Genomic DNA, 14,852 nt, shown 5'->3' with positions numbered 1-14,852 from the left:
TCCCTGCGATCGGAACAGACGCTTGTCGCCGTCGATCGGCCTTCGCGGGTCGGGCCTCGTTGACCCAGGCGCGGTTACTCGTCGCCGTCCCGTTCCCCACGAAAGAAAGGCTGTCGCTATGTCTCTTTTCATCAAGCTCGACCTCGACCCCACCCGCGAGCCCAAGCACTCCAAGACCCTGCCGGGCCGCCCGGACGCCAATCTTCTTGGTTGGCTTTTTTGGGTTCAAACGTCCTCGTTCACTTTTGCTGCGAAAATGCGGCGCCGCGAGCGCATGTACGCAATTGGTGAGGTGATCTCTAGCACAGGAATATTGAGAGCGCGATAAACCGCTCGGAAGCCTGCCATGGCTCCGCGCACTAGCCTCGGGCGGGATTTTTCCAGCTGACGGATGATGGGGCCAGTATCGTCGAGTTGAATTGGCAAGAGGCTGACGGGTCCGATACCCTTGCTCCGTTGTTCGATCTCATCGAGTTCCGACTGATAGTGTTGAGCTCGTGAAAGGTATTGCTCCGCAATCGTCGGATGGATTCGTCCAAGATGCGGTGCCACAAGTTTTCGTTCCAGAAACCCTGGTTTGTTTCGCAGATTTCCCCGAGGCCTCGTCAGCAGCACCACAACATCCGTCGCGCCATTTCTGATGGCGGATCCGAATGGAATGGACTCGTAGAGGGAGCCGTCAACAAAACGATCTCCTCGGTATTCGACAGGCGGGCCTGCAAAGACCGGAATGCTGGTGCTGGATCGCAGTGCACCAAAGAGCGATTGCGGGTTCTCGAAGTCCCGAAGTGCGACACTCGTCCGCTTTGTCAGGGACGCGCCTATGAGCACCAGCGGAATTGGGGAGTTCAGCACCCGACCGACAGCGAGAGGGCGGTCATGGATGCAAACGTGATCGAACAAGTACTCCAGGGATATGACGGGTCTGCCGACCCAAAGCCGAGGGAAATTGATGAAGCGACGATCGTTCAGGTTGTCGTAGAACATCGTGGTGGCCTGGCGCGCCTGCTGTGCAAGAAAATACGCCCCGGCGATCCCGCCACCCGAACATCCATAGACCGCATCGAATGAGTTAAGCAGATCGAGCTCTTCCAAAGCTGCGACCATCGCCCCCGAGACGATGGCCCGCATGCCGCCGCCTTCAATGGCGAGAGCCACTTTGCGACCGTCTACGCGCTCGTTGGGTTTGCTCTTTTTGGCTCGGCGCTCGAGTAGGAGTTCGGCAACCGGATTCCGCTCATTCATGAGGGGGGGCGGCACAGGGCTCATCGTCTACCTCGCTCTTCTGGGCCCTGCGCCAACTGAACGGGCAATCAAGGCCTGGTAGGCGCGGTGAGCGAGCTTGGGGGAGGCATCGTCGTTGAGCAGTCGACGGGACTGGTGATAGCCAAGCACTAGGCTCCTGAACTCAAAAGCGGCTTGTTGGGCCTGTTCGCGGCTGAGAGAGGCCAAGGCGCCAAATTCGCGAACGAGGACGCGATTCCAGCGAAGCTGCTGTTTCTTCAGGTATGCCCGGAGCTCGCCAGGTTGATCGTCGAACTCGATCTGCGCCTGGATAAGCCCGCATCCTCCACCGCCAGCGCTCCCGTCGACCCAAGTCAGCCAAAGCTGGAATATGAGGTCAAGACGTTGCCGGCCCGGCCGAAGTCGCTCTGACGGATCCCACACCATGCGGGTAAAATCGTCCGCGAGCTTCTCCAGGACGGCCATCTGCAGCGCGTCCTTGGCGCCGAAGTGTTTGAAGACGGCGCTCTTTGAAAGCCCGATGGCCTCGGCCACATCAGCTAGGCTGACGACCGAGAAGCCGTGGATCGTCCCTTGGTGCAACGCCTCGCTGAGAATGCGCTCTCGCGTCTGATCGGCTTTGGACATGACCTACTTGACAAACGTTGCACGATCGTGCAACCCGGATGGGAAAGTGCACGATCGTGCACTACTTAGCACCGCCCCGGCGCTCGGTAAAGACGCTTTGCTGCAGTCGACCGTGCGAAGTTGGTGGCTGATGAGACGGGCACCGCGACACGTCAAAACGAGCCGGGAGGCTGACAGCATGGCACAAGCATTTCTCTTCAGCGGCGCTGCCGTCTTCGTCGCCCTCGGCACCTATCACGCGGTGCTCACGTTGATGGACTTGCGGGTTCCCCGCACCTTCACACCGACTGACGACGGCGTGCGCATGGCGATGCGGGAGGCGCGGCTGGCCCTTAACGAATCGGTCAATCTCTGGGATGCGTGGATGGGCTTCAACTTGAGTCACAGCCTTGCACTCATGATGTTTGGCGGCGGCTTGATCGCCATTGCCTAGATGCACTTTCGCGCCTTCGCGCGCAGCCCATCCCTCCAACTGACAGCGATCGTCGTCGCCGCTGCGTATGTCGTGCTTTCGCTCCGCTTTTGGTTCTGGGGACCGGCCGTCGGAACCGGAATCGGTCTTCTCTGCTTCATCTCGGCCTTTGCCATGCTTCGCGGCCCGTGAGACACGCATGAGGAATTGTTTGGCGTGCAACACCCGTTAGTTGATCATCGGCACTGATCCCGTCCGCCCGCACGTGATCGTCCTCCATGGCTTGGGTCGGAACGAGCAGGACATGGTACTGCTTGCAACGAAGCTTGCTGATGGCGTTTGGCGGTAGCCGTGGGAGGCGCAATTCCGTGGGAGGGTGGCTACGCCTTTTTCGTCGCTTCGATGATCGGTCGATTGACGAGGAAGCGTCCTGACGCAGGCACGGATCCTTTCCGAGTTCATGCTTAGTGTCTCGGAGCAGCACAGGTACAAGGAACGACTCATTCTGCTGGCTTCTCAAACGAGGCTATTATGGCAGCGGCTTTGATTTATCTGTATCCGCCGACCACGCGCCGCAAACGGGAATTTTCAACGCCGTCGAGTGCAATCCACCGGACGAGCAGCTCGCACGCCCTCCGCCGAACTGGGACTCGGTCACGCTTGAGCAGTTCGTATCACTCAAGCGGTCAAAAATCCGAACATGTTGCGAAGTCTTGGATGATTTCAGCACATTCTATCGAGCGTCCGATGCGATGAAGGGCTGATCGGAACTTTGCTTCCGCATTCCCGGCAGCCGAGGTTCGTTGAAACATGTCGCCCCACGTCGAGCGCATTCACAGCGATGAGCGCCTCCCGGCCGAGGCCGACGTCGTCATCGTCGGCGGCGGCATCCTCGGCTCTACGGCCGCCTATTACCTGGCGAAGCGCGGACTCTCGGTGGCGCTGCTCGAGAAGGGCCACGTCGCCTGTGAACAATCGAGCCGAAACTGGGGTTGGTGCCGCCAGCAGAACCGCGACCGGCGCGAACTGCCGCTCTCGGTGATCTCCATGCGGCTGTGGGACGAGCTCACGCGCGATATCAATCGGGACCTCGGATTTCGGCGCTGCGGTCTCGTCTATGCGACCCATGACGAGGCCGTGCTCGCCGGCTGGGAAAAGTGGCGCGAGGTCGCCAGGGAGTACGACGTCGACACCCGCGTGCTGAGCCGGGCAGAGGTGGCCGAGCGCGTCCCCGAAGCGCGCGACAAATGGGTCGGCGGGACCTATTCGGAGCGGGACGGCAAGGCCGAACCTGCGCTCGCCGCGCCGGCTATCGCGGAGGGGGCCAGAACTCTGGGCGCCACGATCCACCAGGGATGCGCCGCGCGGGGGCTCGACCTGGCCAATGGCAGAATTGCGGGCGTGCACACGGAGAAGGGCTATATCAGAACCAGCGCGGTGCTGTGCGCCGCGGGCGCCTGGTCCTCGCGCTTCCTTCGGCCGCTCGGGATCAGTTTCCCCCAAGCGAGCATCCGGCAGACCGCGCTGCGTTCCACCCCGACAACCAACATAGGCGAGGCGGTCTCCACACCCTATTGCACGATCACGCGCCGACTGGACGGCAGCTATACGCTTGCGATCAGCGGCAAGGCGAACCTCGAAATCACGCCACAGGCTATCCGGTACAGCCGGGAATTCATGCCGCAGTTCATGCGTCGTCTGAAGAACGTCAGGCTTGGTGTCGGCCAATCGTTCGTTTCGGGGCCGGATTCGATGGCGGCGCTGCTGACCAACGACGATCGGATCTTCGAACAGAATCGCGTGCTGGATCCTCCGCCCTTGAAATGGCTGGTGAGCCAAGTGGTGGAGAGCGTCCGGAAGACCTTCCCCCAACTCGGCGAAATCAAGATCGATAGCGCCTGGGGCGGCTTCGTCGATTGCACGCCGGACGCAGTGCCTGTGGTGTCGCGGGTGGACGGGGTGAAAGGCCTGGTCCTTGCCGCGGGCTGCTCGGGTCACGGCTTCGGTTTGGGTCCGGGGCTCGGCTATCTGGCCGCAGAGCTCGTCGTCAACGACACGCCTTGCGTCGATCCCACACCGTTCCGACTGTCGCGTCTGGTCGACGGCTCGAAGCTGGACATCGCCGCCATCTGAACATCGAGCCGGAAATCAGGCCCTGCAATCCCTAAGGAGCGTTTCCTCCCCAACTTGAGCCACTCCTTCGGAGTGGCTCTTTCTTTATGGACAAGAGGCCGGAGTGCATCGGCCGAAGCCCGACGTTCGGAAAGCATCGGCAACTCGCCGGCCGATCGTTCAACGGCCAGACTTCTCTCCCAATGGGCAAACGACCGCGCCGGCGTTCATGATGTCCGCCGGATCAAACGCGGTCTTGATCCGGCGCATGGCCGCGATACGTCCAGGATCGCCGTACCGCTCCAGAAGGTGCTTCTTGAAACGACCGACGCCGTGTTCCGCGCTGAACGTGCCGCCGAGCGCCGCGGCGGTGTCGTAGAGTTGCAACGACAGGCTGCCTTCGATCCGCTTGGTGAACTCCAGCCGGTCGACGTCGGGAGGAACGAGCACGTTGTAGTGCAGATTGCCATCCCCGACATGGCCGTAGACGGACAGTTTAAGGTCGGCGTCATACGATCGCACCTGCGAGCCGGCCTGATCGAGGAAGTGCTGAATGGAGGAAAGCGGTACCGAGATGTCGTGCTTGACCGATCCGTTCCGGCGCTTCTCGCCCTCGGGGATGGTCTCGCGGAGCCGCCACATCGCGGTCCGCTGTGATCCGCTCTGCGCCAGCAATGCGTCCTCGATCCAGCCGGACTCGATCGCCTCGGCCAGAATGGCTTCCATCAGTTCGTCGAGATCGAGATGGCGTGAGGAAGAGGCGAGCTCGACGAGGACGGCGCCTGCTGGGCCTGCTCGAAGGGAGGGCGGGTCGGTCATTGCTTCGCTTGCGAGCGCGATGGATCGGGCCGCCATGAATTCGAACGTGGTCAGCAGGTCTGAGGATTCGCGACGGACCAGGGCGAGAAGCGCGGCAAGCGGCGCGCCGTTTGCGAGCTTCAGCCAGGCCGTGGCGCGGCGCGTCGGCAAAGGCGCGAGACGCAACACTGCGCCGGTGACGATGCCGAGAGTTCCCTCGCTTCCGACGAAGCACTGCTTGACGTCGTAGCCGGTATTGTTCTTCCGCAGCTTGCGCATGTCGGAGACCACCGTGCCGTCCGCCAGCACCGCCTCGATCCCGAGCAGCAGATCGCGCGTCATCCCGTACCTGACCACCGACAGTCCGCCGGCGTTCGTGCCGATGTTGCCGCCGATCCGGCAACTGCCTTCCGCGCCGAGGCTGAGCGGCAACAGAAGTCCGGCAGCCGCCGCGGCGTCCTGTACGTGTTTCAGGATGACGCCGGCATCGACAGAGATGCTCATGGAGACGGGATCGAGTTCGCGAATCCTGTCGATCCGCTCGAGGCTCACGATGATTTGGCGTCCGGAGGCGTCGGGCGTCGCGCCTCCGCAGTAGCTGGTGTTGCCGCCTTGCGGAACGATTCCGATACCGTGGTGCGTCGCCAGCCGTACGATGTCGGCGACTTGCTGTGTCGTCGCCGGCTTCAGAACGGCAAACGTCGCCCCAGTGAAGAGCTGACGTTGGTCCGACGTGTAGGTGGCGATCCGCTCTGGGTCGTCAACGATGCCTCCGTCGCCTACAAGGTCGCGAAAGGCTCGAACGTGTACTGACTGGGACATGCTCAGCTCCCGATTGGTATCGGGTGATCTTCTGCGGGTTTGTGCCGCATTGGCTGCCGTTGAGAGGGCATTCCGAAGACAACAATGCCAAATTACCACCATGTCGGCAGCTTGCAGCGGGTGTCGAACACCTTCATAGCGACGTCTACGGAATTTGAGAGTAGCAATCGGATGGCTTTATCTATCGCGGCCTCGTGCGCGAAGTGGGGCGCCGCCCGTTCGCCGGGCTGCAGACCGTAGCTTGCCCTTTGCTGACATGAAAAGCGGCTTATATTCAACGGAGATTGACTGACACTCTCTCCGCCATTCCTACGCCACAGCTCTCCCCAGTATCCGATTGGACGAATCTATCGCCGATCCACCGAAGAATTCCGCGACGTTGCGCTAATTCCTCGCGAAAGCTGTAGTTGCCGCCGTGGGGTAGGAGGATGGTTCAAGCAGTCCCACTCCGATAAAATACCAGACGCCATAGCATCGTCCGTGGTAAAACAATAACGCGGCATGGGGCGCCAGCCTAGCATTGTCGAGCCAGGGACGAATCATTTTCGTACCGCCGGAAGCACAGCCGGCAGTAGAATAGTTCTTGTCGTGAGCTTGAGCAGGCGGCTGACCTAAGTTCGTCTCTTTAGGTATGCTGCCGGAACCCCGCAAGCGATCTCGAGGGTTTGTTGCCGATGAGAAGCCGTCTGCTTGAACGCGTTAGAAACATCTTCGCGGAGCTCAAGCCTACAAAAATAGTCGATCGCCGTCATAGCGAGAGCTTTCGCACCATCAATGGCTGCCTTGTCGCCCTCCTCGGAACGAGCCCACATCGCAAACTCGGGATCGTGTAGCATGACGTTCGGGGGGGACATGGAGATGAGCGGGTGCAGCACCGGCACCCGATGGCTCACATTCGCCATATCGGAGCCGGCGAGCGGAAGCCGCTCGTAAGGCACGAATCCGCAGCGGCCAAGTCTAGTCGCATTGCTGACATAGGCATCAGCCAAAGGTTCATTGACGACCATGTCGAGGTAATCGACCGGCGACCATTGAACGTCAACGGTGCAGCCCGAGGCCAGCGCCCCAGCATCAAAGCAGGCCTGAACGCGCGGCTTCAGTTTCGCCAGCGCCTCAGCATCCGCAGCGCGCACGAAATAGATGGCGGTCGTCGAATCGGGAACGGTATTCGGGGCGACGCCGCCCGCGGTGATGACGCCGTGGATGCGCTCCGAGGAACGGATGTGCTGTCGCAGTTGCGCGATCGCTTGATAGGACAATGTGATGGCATCGAGCGCGTTCAGGCCCATTTCGGGAAACACCGCGGCATGCGCGGCGCGTCCCGTGTAGACAACTGTCGCCTCCGATATGCAGATGCAGCGGAGGGCTTTGACGTTGATGCCTGCAGGATGAACCATCATCGCGGCTTCAACGCCTTCGAATGCACCGTTGCGCGCCATGATTTCCTTGCCGCAGCCTCGTTCCTCGGCGGGCGTCCCCAAATATCTGACCGCGCCGGGCAATCGTTCCCGCATGCGGTGAAGCGCGAGGACGGCGCCGAGCCCTGCCGTTGCGATGACGTTGTGACCGCAGGCATGCCCGAGCCCGGGGAGCGCGTCGTACTCGGATATCAGTGCGACCCGCGGTACATCACTTTTGCCGAATTCTCCGGCAAAGGCTGTTTCGATGCCATAGGCGCCCCGCGTCATCTGGATGCCCTCGGACTCCGCGACCGAGCACAGCAGTTGTGACGCGAAACGCTCCTCGAAAGCGATTTCGGGGGTGGCATGAATTTTATGGCTCACGCCGAGGAGATCGGTCTTTAGACCTTCGATCAGACCACAGGCTTCCTGCTTCAACGCATCGATGGTCATCGGAAGAATACTCCAGGTGCGGGAAGTGCTGGTCGCAGGGTGTCAAATGCCTCCGCGAGCGCGAGCAGCGTCTCGTCTTGTCCCGGAAGGGCGTCAAAGCTGATTCCGACCGGTAGCCCGGAGGCTGTCAGGCCTGCCGGCACGGAAATGCTTGGTAGCCCCGCGACGGACGACGGATCGGTGTTCTGGAGATAGATTGGCAGCGTCGGGACACGTGCTCCCGAAAGTTCCACGGTCTCATCCTCGCCGATCGGACGCGCCGGAATCGCGGTCGTTGGGAGGACGAGGGCCTCGATGCGGCTTTCGTTGAAGCAGGCATGATAGGCGTGGATCAACGCTGGCCGAGCGGTCGCGAGGATATCGCGATAGACTTCGTCGCGAACAGGTTCGCCGAACAACTCATTTGCGAGCAGCGACTTCTCCAGCGATCCGGCGACCTGTTCAGCGATCTGCCATGCTGTGATCGGCGACCGATGACGATTAAGATACATCGCGATATCGCGCAACGCTTCATAGGCGATAATCGGAAGTGAAATCGGGCCGCTGAGCTGGGCGACATTCTTCACTTCAGTCTCGACAAGAACAGCTCCGGCGTCTTTCAGCAGCGCCAGAGCGTTCTCGATCACGGCCGCAGTTGTCGGATCAAGGTTATCGAAGAAATAGGCTCTCGGGACGCCAATGCGGCGACCGGTGAGATCGCCGGACCTGGGCGCGATGGCATCACCGGCGATCGCGCGATCGAGCAGCCGCGTGTCCGCAACCGAGCGGGTAAATAGCCCGACGGTGTCGCGCGTCGTCGATAGCGGGATGACGCCCCTCATCGGATAACGGCCGATGGAGGGGCGAAAGCCGACACATCCGCACAGCGAGGCTGGAATCCGGCATGAGCCGGCGGTGTCGGTGCCGAGCGCCGCCGCAACCATACCGGAGGCCACGGCCGCAGCGCTGCCACCGCTGCTGCCGCCCGCGATCAGATCGGGCGTATGGGGATTGCGAACGGCACCGAAAAACTGATTGTTGGAGGTTATCCCGGCGGCTAACTCATGCATGTTCGCCTTGCCGATGACGACGGCTCCGGCTTCGCGCAGACGCGTGATGACCGCGGCGTCGGCCTGCGGCCGCCAGTCCTTGAGCGCGGGGGTGCCGTCGCTACAGGGAAGACCGGCGACGTCGATATTGTCTTTGACCGCGATCGGCAACCCGGCGAGCGGCAGGTCTTTCGCCGAATCTGCCGCGACAGAAATGTCAGACAGCTCGGCCAGCGAGATGAAAGCGTTCAGTTGTACTGCTGATCTGGCACGGTGGAGTGCAGCGGCAGCAGCCTGCCCGGAATTTAGGTGCCCCGCTTTGACCCTGGCGATGTGCTCACACGCGGCGGAAATCTTCAGATGTTCCGGGTGCTCCGTGTCGCACTGGCGCGTCGTCTGGGTATCTGATTGGACCACGCTTCCCTCCTATGCGAATGCTTGTTTGCTCGATGCTGTAACTGCCGCGTCGCCGCGAAGCGCTGTCAGAACCAGCTTCGCCGTCAAATCCGGCTGCTCGTGGTGCGGTAGATGGCCCATGCCGTCGAGAAAATGACGGTCGGCCCTGGGAAATACGTTCAGGAGTTCGGAGCTGTCGGGCATTGGTGTCACCCGGTCTGCTTTGCCCCAAATCAATGTCGTTTTGAGAAGCGCATCCACCTTGCGGTAAAGCGACCGCGCATCGTGAATGGGCATGTTGCGGATCGACGACAGCAGCGCGCGCTTGAATCCCTTGAACTTCAGTTCGGGCAAATATTGTGCGCGCACGCGCTCAATCACCGCAGGATCCGGTGAATATGCCGCCAGCCGTTGCTCCAACATTTTGTCACCAACAAGCCTGAAGAAATACGGTCCGATAAGGGGCAGATGCACGAGGCGCTTTGAGGAGGATAGCGCCACGCCAAATCCATCTGGCGCGAGAAGGCAGAGTTGCTTGACTACCGATGGATGCCGGCGTGTGAACTCAGCAATAATCGGGCAACCGAATGCGAGCCCGACCAGATGGACCGGCGCCTTCACGTTTAGCGCGGCGAGAAGATCTTCGAGCTGACGATCAAATGTATCCGGTCCGTAGACGATCTTCGGTCGATCGGAATAACCACGGCCAAGCAGGTCATAGCGAATGACCCGGTATCCGGCGGCGGCAAGGCGCTCGGCCAGCCCATCCCAAATCCAAAGAGATAGCGTTGCACCCGGGACCAGAATGACGGCGTCCCCATCAGCTGGGCCTTCTTCCAGATAGTGCGTCGTCCCCTGCGACAACCGCAGGAATGACCCGCGTGCCCGCTTCCGCGTAGTGTCGTTCATCGGGAGAGGTTCGCGCTTGAGGTAACCAACCAGCGCCAGAACGGCACCGACACCGGCGATTCCGGCTGCAACCCAAATCCAGCTGTCCACGTTCATGCGTTTCCCTATCCGTTTGCGTCGGCCAGCAGCCGGCGCTCCCCACAGCCGTCAGGCTGTTGGATTCGTTGCTGCAATGGATTATGACTGATCGTCAGTTTGTACTCGCCCCGGATTATGACCGACGGTCAGTTCGAGTCAAGAGATTATGACTTACGGTCAGTATGATCTATTTGCATGTGCAGGAAGGAAGCTGAGAAGTGGCAGCGCGATCAACCAGACCGACCAAGCGTCCGAAGGAGCGAAAAGGCGAACTGCTGGAAGCAGCGCGCGGTGTATTTGCAAAAAAAGGCATCTCGAATACGACGGTCGATGACATCACGGCGCGCGCAGGCGTATCGAAGGGCACGTTCTATCTATACTTCAAGTCGAAGGACCAGATCGTTGGCAGTCTCTGGGAGCAATACGTCGAAGGCTTCCTCGAAATTACCGAGACAGCGCTTGCCGACGACGGGAAGCAACGCGACTGGCACGCCGTCCTATGGAAAATCTTCGAACAGCTTGTCGGACACGCCCTTCAACATGCGGAACTCCATCGCGTCATCTACAGGTCGGCCGATGCGCAGGCCCTGGAGTTTTGTCGTCGGATCAATGAGAAAGTTATTACACGGATCGCGGCTGCGGTCCGCGACGGCGTCGACAGCGGTCAGATCAAACTTTCAGAGCCAGAACTTATGGCGCGCCTGCTTTACCACGGGACTGACGGTGTCTTGCACGACGCCATCATGAGCGTCACCGGCGTCAAGGAAATAGAGGTCCTCCGCGCGGTGCGCGAATTGTACATCAAGGTCTTCGACGCGCCGACCGGCGCCACCAGACTTCTAAAGCGATAAAGACTTGGAGGCCTACCCACGCAAGAGTAGGTCGCGGTTGTTCACCGCGTTCCATAGTGCTTCATTTGGCGTGAGCGCCTTCGGAGGGCGACGCTCTATCCAGCTGAGAAGGAGTGGCCGCTGTTGGCGCAAACCTGAGATTGAAAGCCGGTCCGATTGACCGATGACGGTATCTGCTGCAAGTCGGGGAAAGCACAAGAGCGAGCCGTTCCGAGCTTGAGGTCCGTCTAGTGCCCCGATTGATTCCGATACTTGCTGAAGGTACCAACCCTCAGAGCCATCCAAATTTTCCTGTGAATTCAAGACCAAAAAAAATACGGCGGGTATACCGTCGGGATTAGTCCGTCGAACTTGAAGATTTGTGCTTGTAGATCAACGAGAACTTGAGTTGACGGCCAGGGCCGCTCTTGGCGCAAAGCGGGCTATATTTGATTGGTCGCGCGGTTCTAGGCTGTTGTTTGCTGAAATTGGCCCATGATGGATTGGAACGAGACTTCAAGTTTTTCAAGCGGTTAGAGGACGGCGTGTGCACGACATGTGCACCGGGAGATCCAGAAAAATCCATTGAGGGCAAGTGTGAGCGGACGTCCTTTGGTGTGATCTGCCATCCGTGGGCCGTCTAGAGAGTTGGGTCGCAAGGGCAGGGTGATCGTCGTACGACCGAGGAGTTGATCGCGCTCCTCTCGAGTAGAGCTCTTTGTTCGCCCGATTGCGAATAGGTAGCGAATACCAGTGAGGACCAAAATTGGTGTCGGGGATTCGCGACAGCAATGATGTCGATGGTCTCGACGCTCGCCCATATCTGCGCCCAGGAAGACGGCCGCGATGGATGCAGAGATCGCGGATCGGCGGGAGATGGCGGGGTCCACGATCTCGAGCGCCGCCGGCAGAAACGCCAGCTCGTCAGATCTGCGGACCGGCCTGCGCAGGGAGGGTGTTGAGCCGTCTAGCGAACGTCATGGATTCCAGTCTGGCACGGTGCAGGGTCGCGTGGCGACCGCCGCTTCCGATCAATTGCTCGTGTGAACCGTCTTCCGCCAGACGACCGCGTTCGATGGTGATGATCCGGTCGGCGGTGCGAACGGTGGAAAGGCCGGTGGGCGACGATAAGCACTGTCCGGTCGGCAGTGATCTGCCGCGTGTTCTGGCTGGGTCTAGGGGAATTGTAGCCGTCCTAGCCGGACCTCGCGCCTCGGGACGAATGGCCGGGACTCTTCCGCGGCGAGCGCGTGCTGTCGCGCAGCATCAGCGTGGCGGGAAGCTTAATGTCCTTCCGCGGCCCGGCCTTGCCGGTCGTCATCAGCGCGATCAGTTCGGCCGCGGCAGTGGCTCCGAGGTCGCGACGGGGCTGGACGATGGTCGTCAGGGTCGGCTCGCAATAGTCGGCATAGGCAATGCCGTCGAAGCCGACGACGGAGAGATCGTCCGGGATCTGGAGGCCGGCGGCGTGCACGGTCTTGATCAGGCCGATCGCCATTTCGTCATTGGCCGCAAAAAGCGCTGTGGGACGCGCCGCGGGCTCGAGCGCCAGCAGCGCCCGGCCGGCCTCGACACCGGTGCGGAAGGTGAAATCGCCGGGCAGGATCAAGCTCGGATCGACCGCAATTCCCGCCTCGCGCAAGGCCTGCCGATAACCTTCGAGACGCTGCTGCTCCAGGATGTTGGCGTTCGGCCCCGACAAATAGGCGATGCTTGTGTGGCCTAGCTCGACCAGGTGTCGCACCGCCTCGCGCGCCGTGCCGACATTATCGATTGTGACCTGCGGGAAGCTTTCTCGCGGGATGTACTCGCAGGCGGCAACCAGCGGCACGCGCGCGTCGCGCAAGTCGCGGTCGGGGCTGCGCATCACATGGCCGCACAAGAGCAGCACGCCGTCGGCTTGGCCGGCGCACACCAGATCGACGTAGCGCGCCTCCTTCTCCGGCGAGCCGGCCAGATTGGCGATGATGAGTCCGTAGCCGGCGGCCGACAGGGTATCGTCGATGCCCTGGAGAACCTCAGCGAAGAACGGGTTGGCGATGTCCGGCACCGCCACCAGCACAACCATGGTCTTCCGGACGCGCAGGTTCCTTGCGGAAATGTTCGGCATGTAGCCGGTGTCGCGCACCGCTGCGAGCACGCGTGTGCGGGTTTCCTCAATCACGACCTCCGGGCGCGCCAGCGTCCGGCTGACGGTCGCAACCGAGACTCCTGCCAGCCGCGCAACGTCAGCGATCCTGACCGCTCCTTGGCGTGTCACCCTGGTTCGCTTGGCCATATCGAGACTCGCAATCTCATCGTCACAACGGCACTTGCAAAATCTTTGAATCCTGCTACGATAAGAATGTAATCGATTACATTCGGCACGTAAAGCAATAACGAGCCCCAAGGGCCGCAAGCCGAATAACACAAGCCTGCAAAGGCAGATCCGGGAGGGAATGATGAAGCGCACGCTGTTCGCATCGGTGGCGATTGTCGCCACGGCCTGGGCCTCGGTGCCGGTCTCCGCAGAAGAGATGAAGGCCGAAGTCATCCACTGGTGGACCTCCGGCGGTGAGGCCGCGGCGGTGAAGGTGTTTGCCGATCAGTTCACCAAGGCCGGCGGGACTTGGGTCGATAGCGCCGTGGCCGGTGCCGCCAACGCGCGAAATGCCGCGATCAGCCGCACCGTCGCCGGCAATCCGCCGACCGCCATGCAGCTCAACACCGGCAAGCAGTTCGACGAGTTGGTGGAAGGCGGCCTGCTCGCCGACATCGATGCGATCGCAACCGAAGGCAACTGGAAAGGCGTGATGCCCGCCGCGATCGTTGCCGCGGCGACCCGCAACGGCAAGATGTATGCGGTGCCGATCAATATCCACGGTCAGAATTGGCTCTGGTACAACAAGGCTGTGCTCGCCTCCGTCGGCGCAGCCGAGCCGAAGACCTGGAATGACGCTCTCACCATTCTCGACAAGCTTAAGGCCGACGGCAAGGTGATCCCGCTGGCTTTCTCGGGCCAGAAGAACTGGGAGCAAAACCTGTTCAACTCGGTCATGATCGGCGTCGGCGGCGCACAGATGTGGACCGGCATCCTCGGCAAGCGCGACACGTCGCTGGCGCGGAGCCCCGAGTTCAAGGCGGTCGCCGTCACTTACAAGAAGCTCAAGGACTATGTCGATGCCGGCGCGCCCGGCCGCAACTGGAATGACGCGACCAACCTCGTCATCCAGGGCAAGGCCGGAATGCAGATCATGGGCGACTGGGCCAAGGGCGAATTCGTCGCGGCGGGCAAGGTCGCCGACAAGGACTATGGCTGCACGGTGCTGTCCAATGGCAGCGGCGGTTATGTGATGGGCGGCGACGTGTTCGTATTCCCGAAGGCGAAGGACCCGTCCACCACCAAGGCGCAGATGACGTTGGCAAGACTGATGCTGACGCCCGAGACCCAGATACAGTTCGCGCTGAAGAAGGGCTCGATCCCGGTGCGTAGCGATGTCGATACGTCCGCACTCGACGCTTGTGCCCAAAAGGGCATGCGCTATGTCGCAGACAAGGCCCAGCAAATGCCGTCCGGCGACATGCTGGCGCCGCCGGCGCTGATGGGTGCGCTGCAGGATGCCATCTCGCAATATTGGAACACCAATATGAGCGCCGATGAATTCTCCGCCAAGGTCGCTGCGGTGCTGAAGTCCCAGGAGTGATGCATCACAAGAGGCGGCTGACGAACGGTCGGCCGCCTTTCCTACCCGTCGACCTCTCT

The 14,852-nt window shown here is 61.1% G+C and carries 11 protein-coding genes and 1 pseudogene; 4 read left to right on the top strand and 8 right to left on the bottom strand.

The features are described 5' to 3' along the window. Positions 1-225 precede the first annotated feature (225 nt). Together A3M7_RS44140 and A3M7_RS0114435 are read right to left on the bottom strand one after the other, a co-directional pair. The gene (locus tag A3M7_RS44140; protein ID WP_084302156.1) at positions 226-1,269 is read right to left on the bottom strand and encodes a patatin-like phospholipase family protein; all 1,044 of its coding nucleotides are present in this window, start codon (positions 1,267-1,269) and stop codon (positions 226-228) included. Between the two features lie 3 nt (positions 1,270-1,272). Next, positions 1,273-1,872, bottom strand: coding sequence for a TetR/AcrR family transcriptional regulator (locus A3M7_RS0114435; RefSeq protein ID WP_027544574.1), 600 nt, complete (start codon positions 1,870-1,872; stop codon positions 1,273-1,275). Between the two features lie 178 nt (positions 1,873-2,050). Between A3M7_RS0114435 and A3M7_RS44135 the strand changes: the two genes are divergently transcribed. After that, positions 2,051-2,305: a hypothetical protein gene (locus A3M7_RS44135; protein ID WP_049823406.1), complete on the top strand. Its 255-nt coding sequence runs from the start codon at positions 2,051-2,053 to the stop codon at positions 2,303-2,305. Positions 2,306-3,094: 789 nt separating this feature from the next. Then, the gene (locus A3M7_RS0114415; protein WP_027544572.1) at positions 3,095-4,417 is read left to right on the top strand and encodes an FAD-binding oxidoreductase; all 1,323 of its coding nucleotides are present in this window, start codon (positions 3,095-3,097) and stop codon (positions 4,415-4,417) included. 159 nt (positions 4,418-4,576) lie between these two features. Here A3M7_RS0114415 and A3M7_RS0114410 read toward each other — a convergent pair whose 3' ends face one another. From A3M7_RS0114410 to A3M7_RS44120, 4 genes are all read right to left on the bottom strand, one after another. Next, positions 4,577-6,118, bottom strand: coding sequence for an FAD-binding oxidoreductase (locus tag A3M7_RS0114410; protein WP_245284245.1), 1,542 nt, complete (start codon positions 6,116-6,118; stop codon positions 4,577-4,579). A 509-nt stretch (positions 6,119-6,627) separates the two neighbouring features. Further along, positions 6,628-7,869 (bottom strand): M20 family metallopeptidase, encoded by a 1,242-nt coding sequence (locus A3M7_RS44130; RefSeq protein ID WP_049823405.1) that lies wholly within the window; start codon positions 7,867-7,869, stop codon positions 6,628-6,630. After that, positions 7,866-9,314: an amidase family protein gene (locus A3M7_RS44125; protein WP_084302155.1), complete on the bottom strand. Its 1,449-nt coding sequence runs from the start codon at positions 9,312-9,314 to the stop codon at positions 7,866-7,868. The genes A3M7_RS44130 and A3M7_RS44125 overlap by 4 nt, the downstream gene beginning before the upstream one ends. Positions 9,315-9,323: 9 nt before the next feature. After that, positions 9,324-10,298 carry an alpha/beta fold hydrolase gene (locus A3M7_RS44120; RefSeq protein WP_049823403.1) on the bottom strand — a complete coding sequence of 325 codons (975 nt, stop codon included), beginning with the start codon at positions 10,296-10,298 and terminating at the stop codon, positions 9,324-9,326. Between the two features lie 200 nt (positions 10,299-10,498). Here A3M7_RS44120 and A3M7_RS0114390 point away from each other — a divergent pair, with 200 nt between their 5' ends. After that, on the top strand, positions 10,499-11,131 hold the full coding sequence (locus A3M7_RS0114390) for a TetR/AcrR family transcriptional regulator (protein ID WP_027544570.1): 633 nt from the start codon (positions 10,499-10,501) through the stop codon (positions 11,129-11,131). 903 nt (positions 11,132-12,034) lie between these two features. Here the strand turns inward: A3M7_RS0114390 and A3M7_RS50450 are convergent. Then, positions 12,035-12,275, bottom strand: a pseudogene (locus tag A3M7_RS50450) (hypothetical protein); the annotation flags it as partial. Positions 12,276-12,305: 30 nt separating this feature from the next. Further along, positions 12,306-13,388: a LacI family DNA-binding transcriptional regulator gene (locus A3M7_RS44115; protein WP_049823402.1), complete on the bottom strand. Its 1,083-nt coding sequence runs from the start codon at positions 13,386-13,388 to the stop codon at positions 12,306-12,308. A 163-nt stretch (positions 13,389-13,551) separates the two neighbouring features. Between A3M7_RS44115 and A3M7_RS0114375 the strand changes: the two genes are divergently transcribed. Beyond that, a complete protein-coding gene (locus A3M7_RS0114375; protein WP_198033746.1) occupies positions 13,552-14,793 on the top strand; it encodes an ABC transporter substrate-binding protein in 1,242 nt (413 codons plus the stop codon). The last annotated feature ends 59 nt before the right edge of the window (positions 14,794-14,852 follow it).

The sequence above is a fragment of the Bradyrhizobium sp. WSM2254 genome (assembly GCF_000472645.1).
GTDB classification, from domain to species: domain Bacteria; phylum Pseudomonadota; class Alphaproteobacteria; order Rhizobiales; family Xanthobacteraceae; genus Bradyrhizobium; species Bradyrhizobium niftali.
This window is presented reverse-complemented; position numbering and strand designations above follow the sequence as displayed.

What these genes read in the sequence shown, in the direction of transcription:
- A3M7_RS44140 (WP_084302156.1), bottom strand. Translation starts at nt 1,269, where the DNA reads ATGAGCCCTGTGCCGCCCCCCCTCATGAATGAGCGGAATCCGGTTGCC.
- A3M7_RS0114435 (WP_027544574.1), bottom strand. Translation starts at nt 1,872, where the DNA reads ATGTCCAAAGCCGATCAGACGCGAGAGCGCATTCTCAGCGAGGCGTTG.
- A3M7_RS44135 (WP_049823406.1), top strand. Translation starts at nt 2,051, where the DNA reads ATGGCACAAGCATTTCTCTTCAGCGGCGCTGCCGTCTTCGTCGCCCTC.
- A3M7_RS0114415 (WP_027544572.1), top strand. Translation starts at nt 3,095, where the DNA reads ATGTCGCCCCACGTCGAGCGCATTCACAGCGATGAGCGCCTCCCGGCC.
- A3M7_RS0114410 (WP_245284245.1), bottom strand. Translation starts at nt 6,118, where the DNA reads ATGGTGGTAATTTGGCATTGTTGTCTTCGGAATGCCCTCTCAACGGCA.
- A3M7_RS44130 (WP_049823405.1), bottom strand. Translation starts at nt 7,869, where the DNA reads ATGACCATCGATGCGTTGAAGCAGGAAGCCTGTGGTCTGATCGAAGGT.
- A3M7_RS44120 (WP_049823403.1), bottom strand. Translation starts at nt 10,298, where the DNA reads ATGAACGTGGACAGCTGGATTTGGGTTGCAGCCGGAATCGCCGGTGTC.
- A3M7_RS44115 (WP_049823402.1), bottom strand. Translation starts at nt 13,388, where the DNA reads ATGGCCAAGCGAACCAGGGTGACACGCCAAGGAGCGGTCAGGATCGCT.
- A3M7_RS0114375 (WP_198033746.1), top strand. Translation starts at nt 13,552, where the DNA reads ATGAAGCGCACGCTGTTCGCATCGGTGGCGATTGTCGCCACGGCCTGG.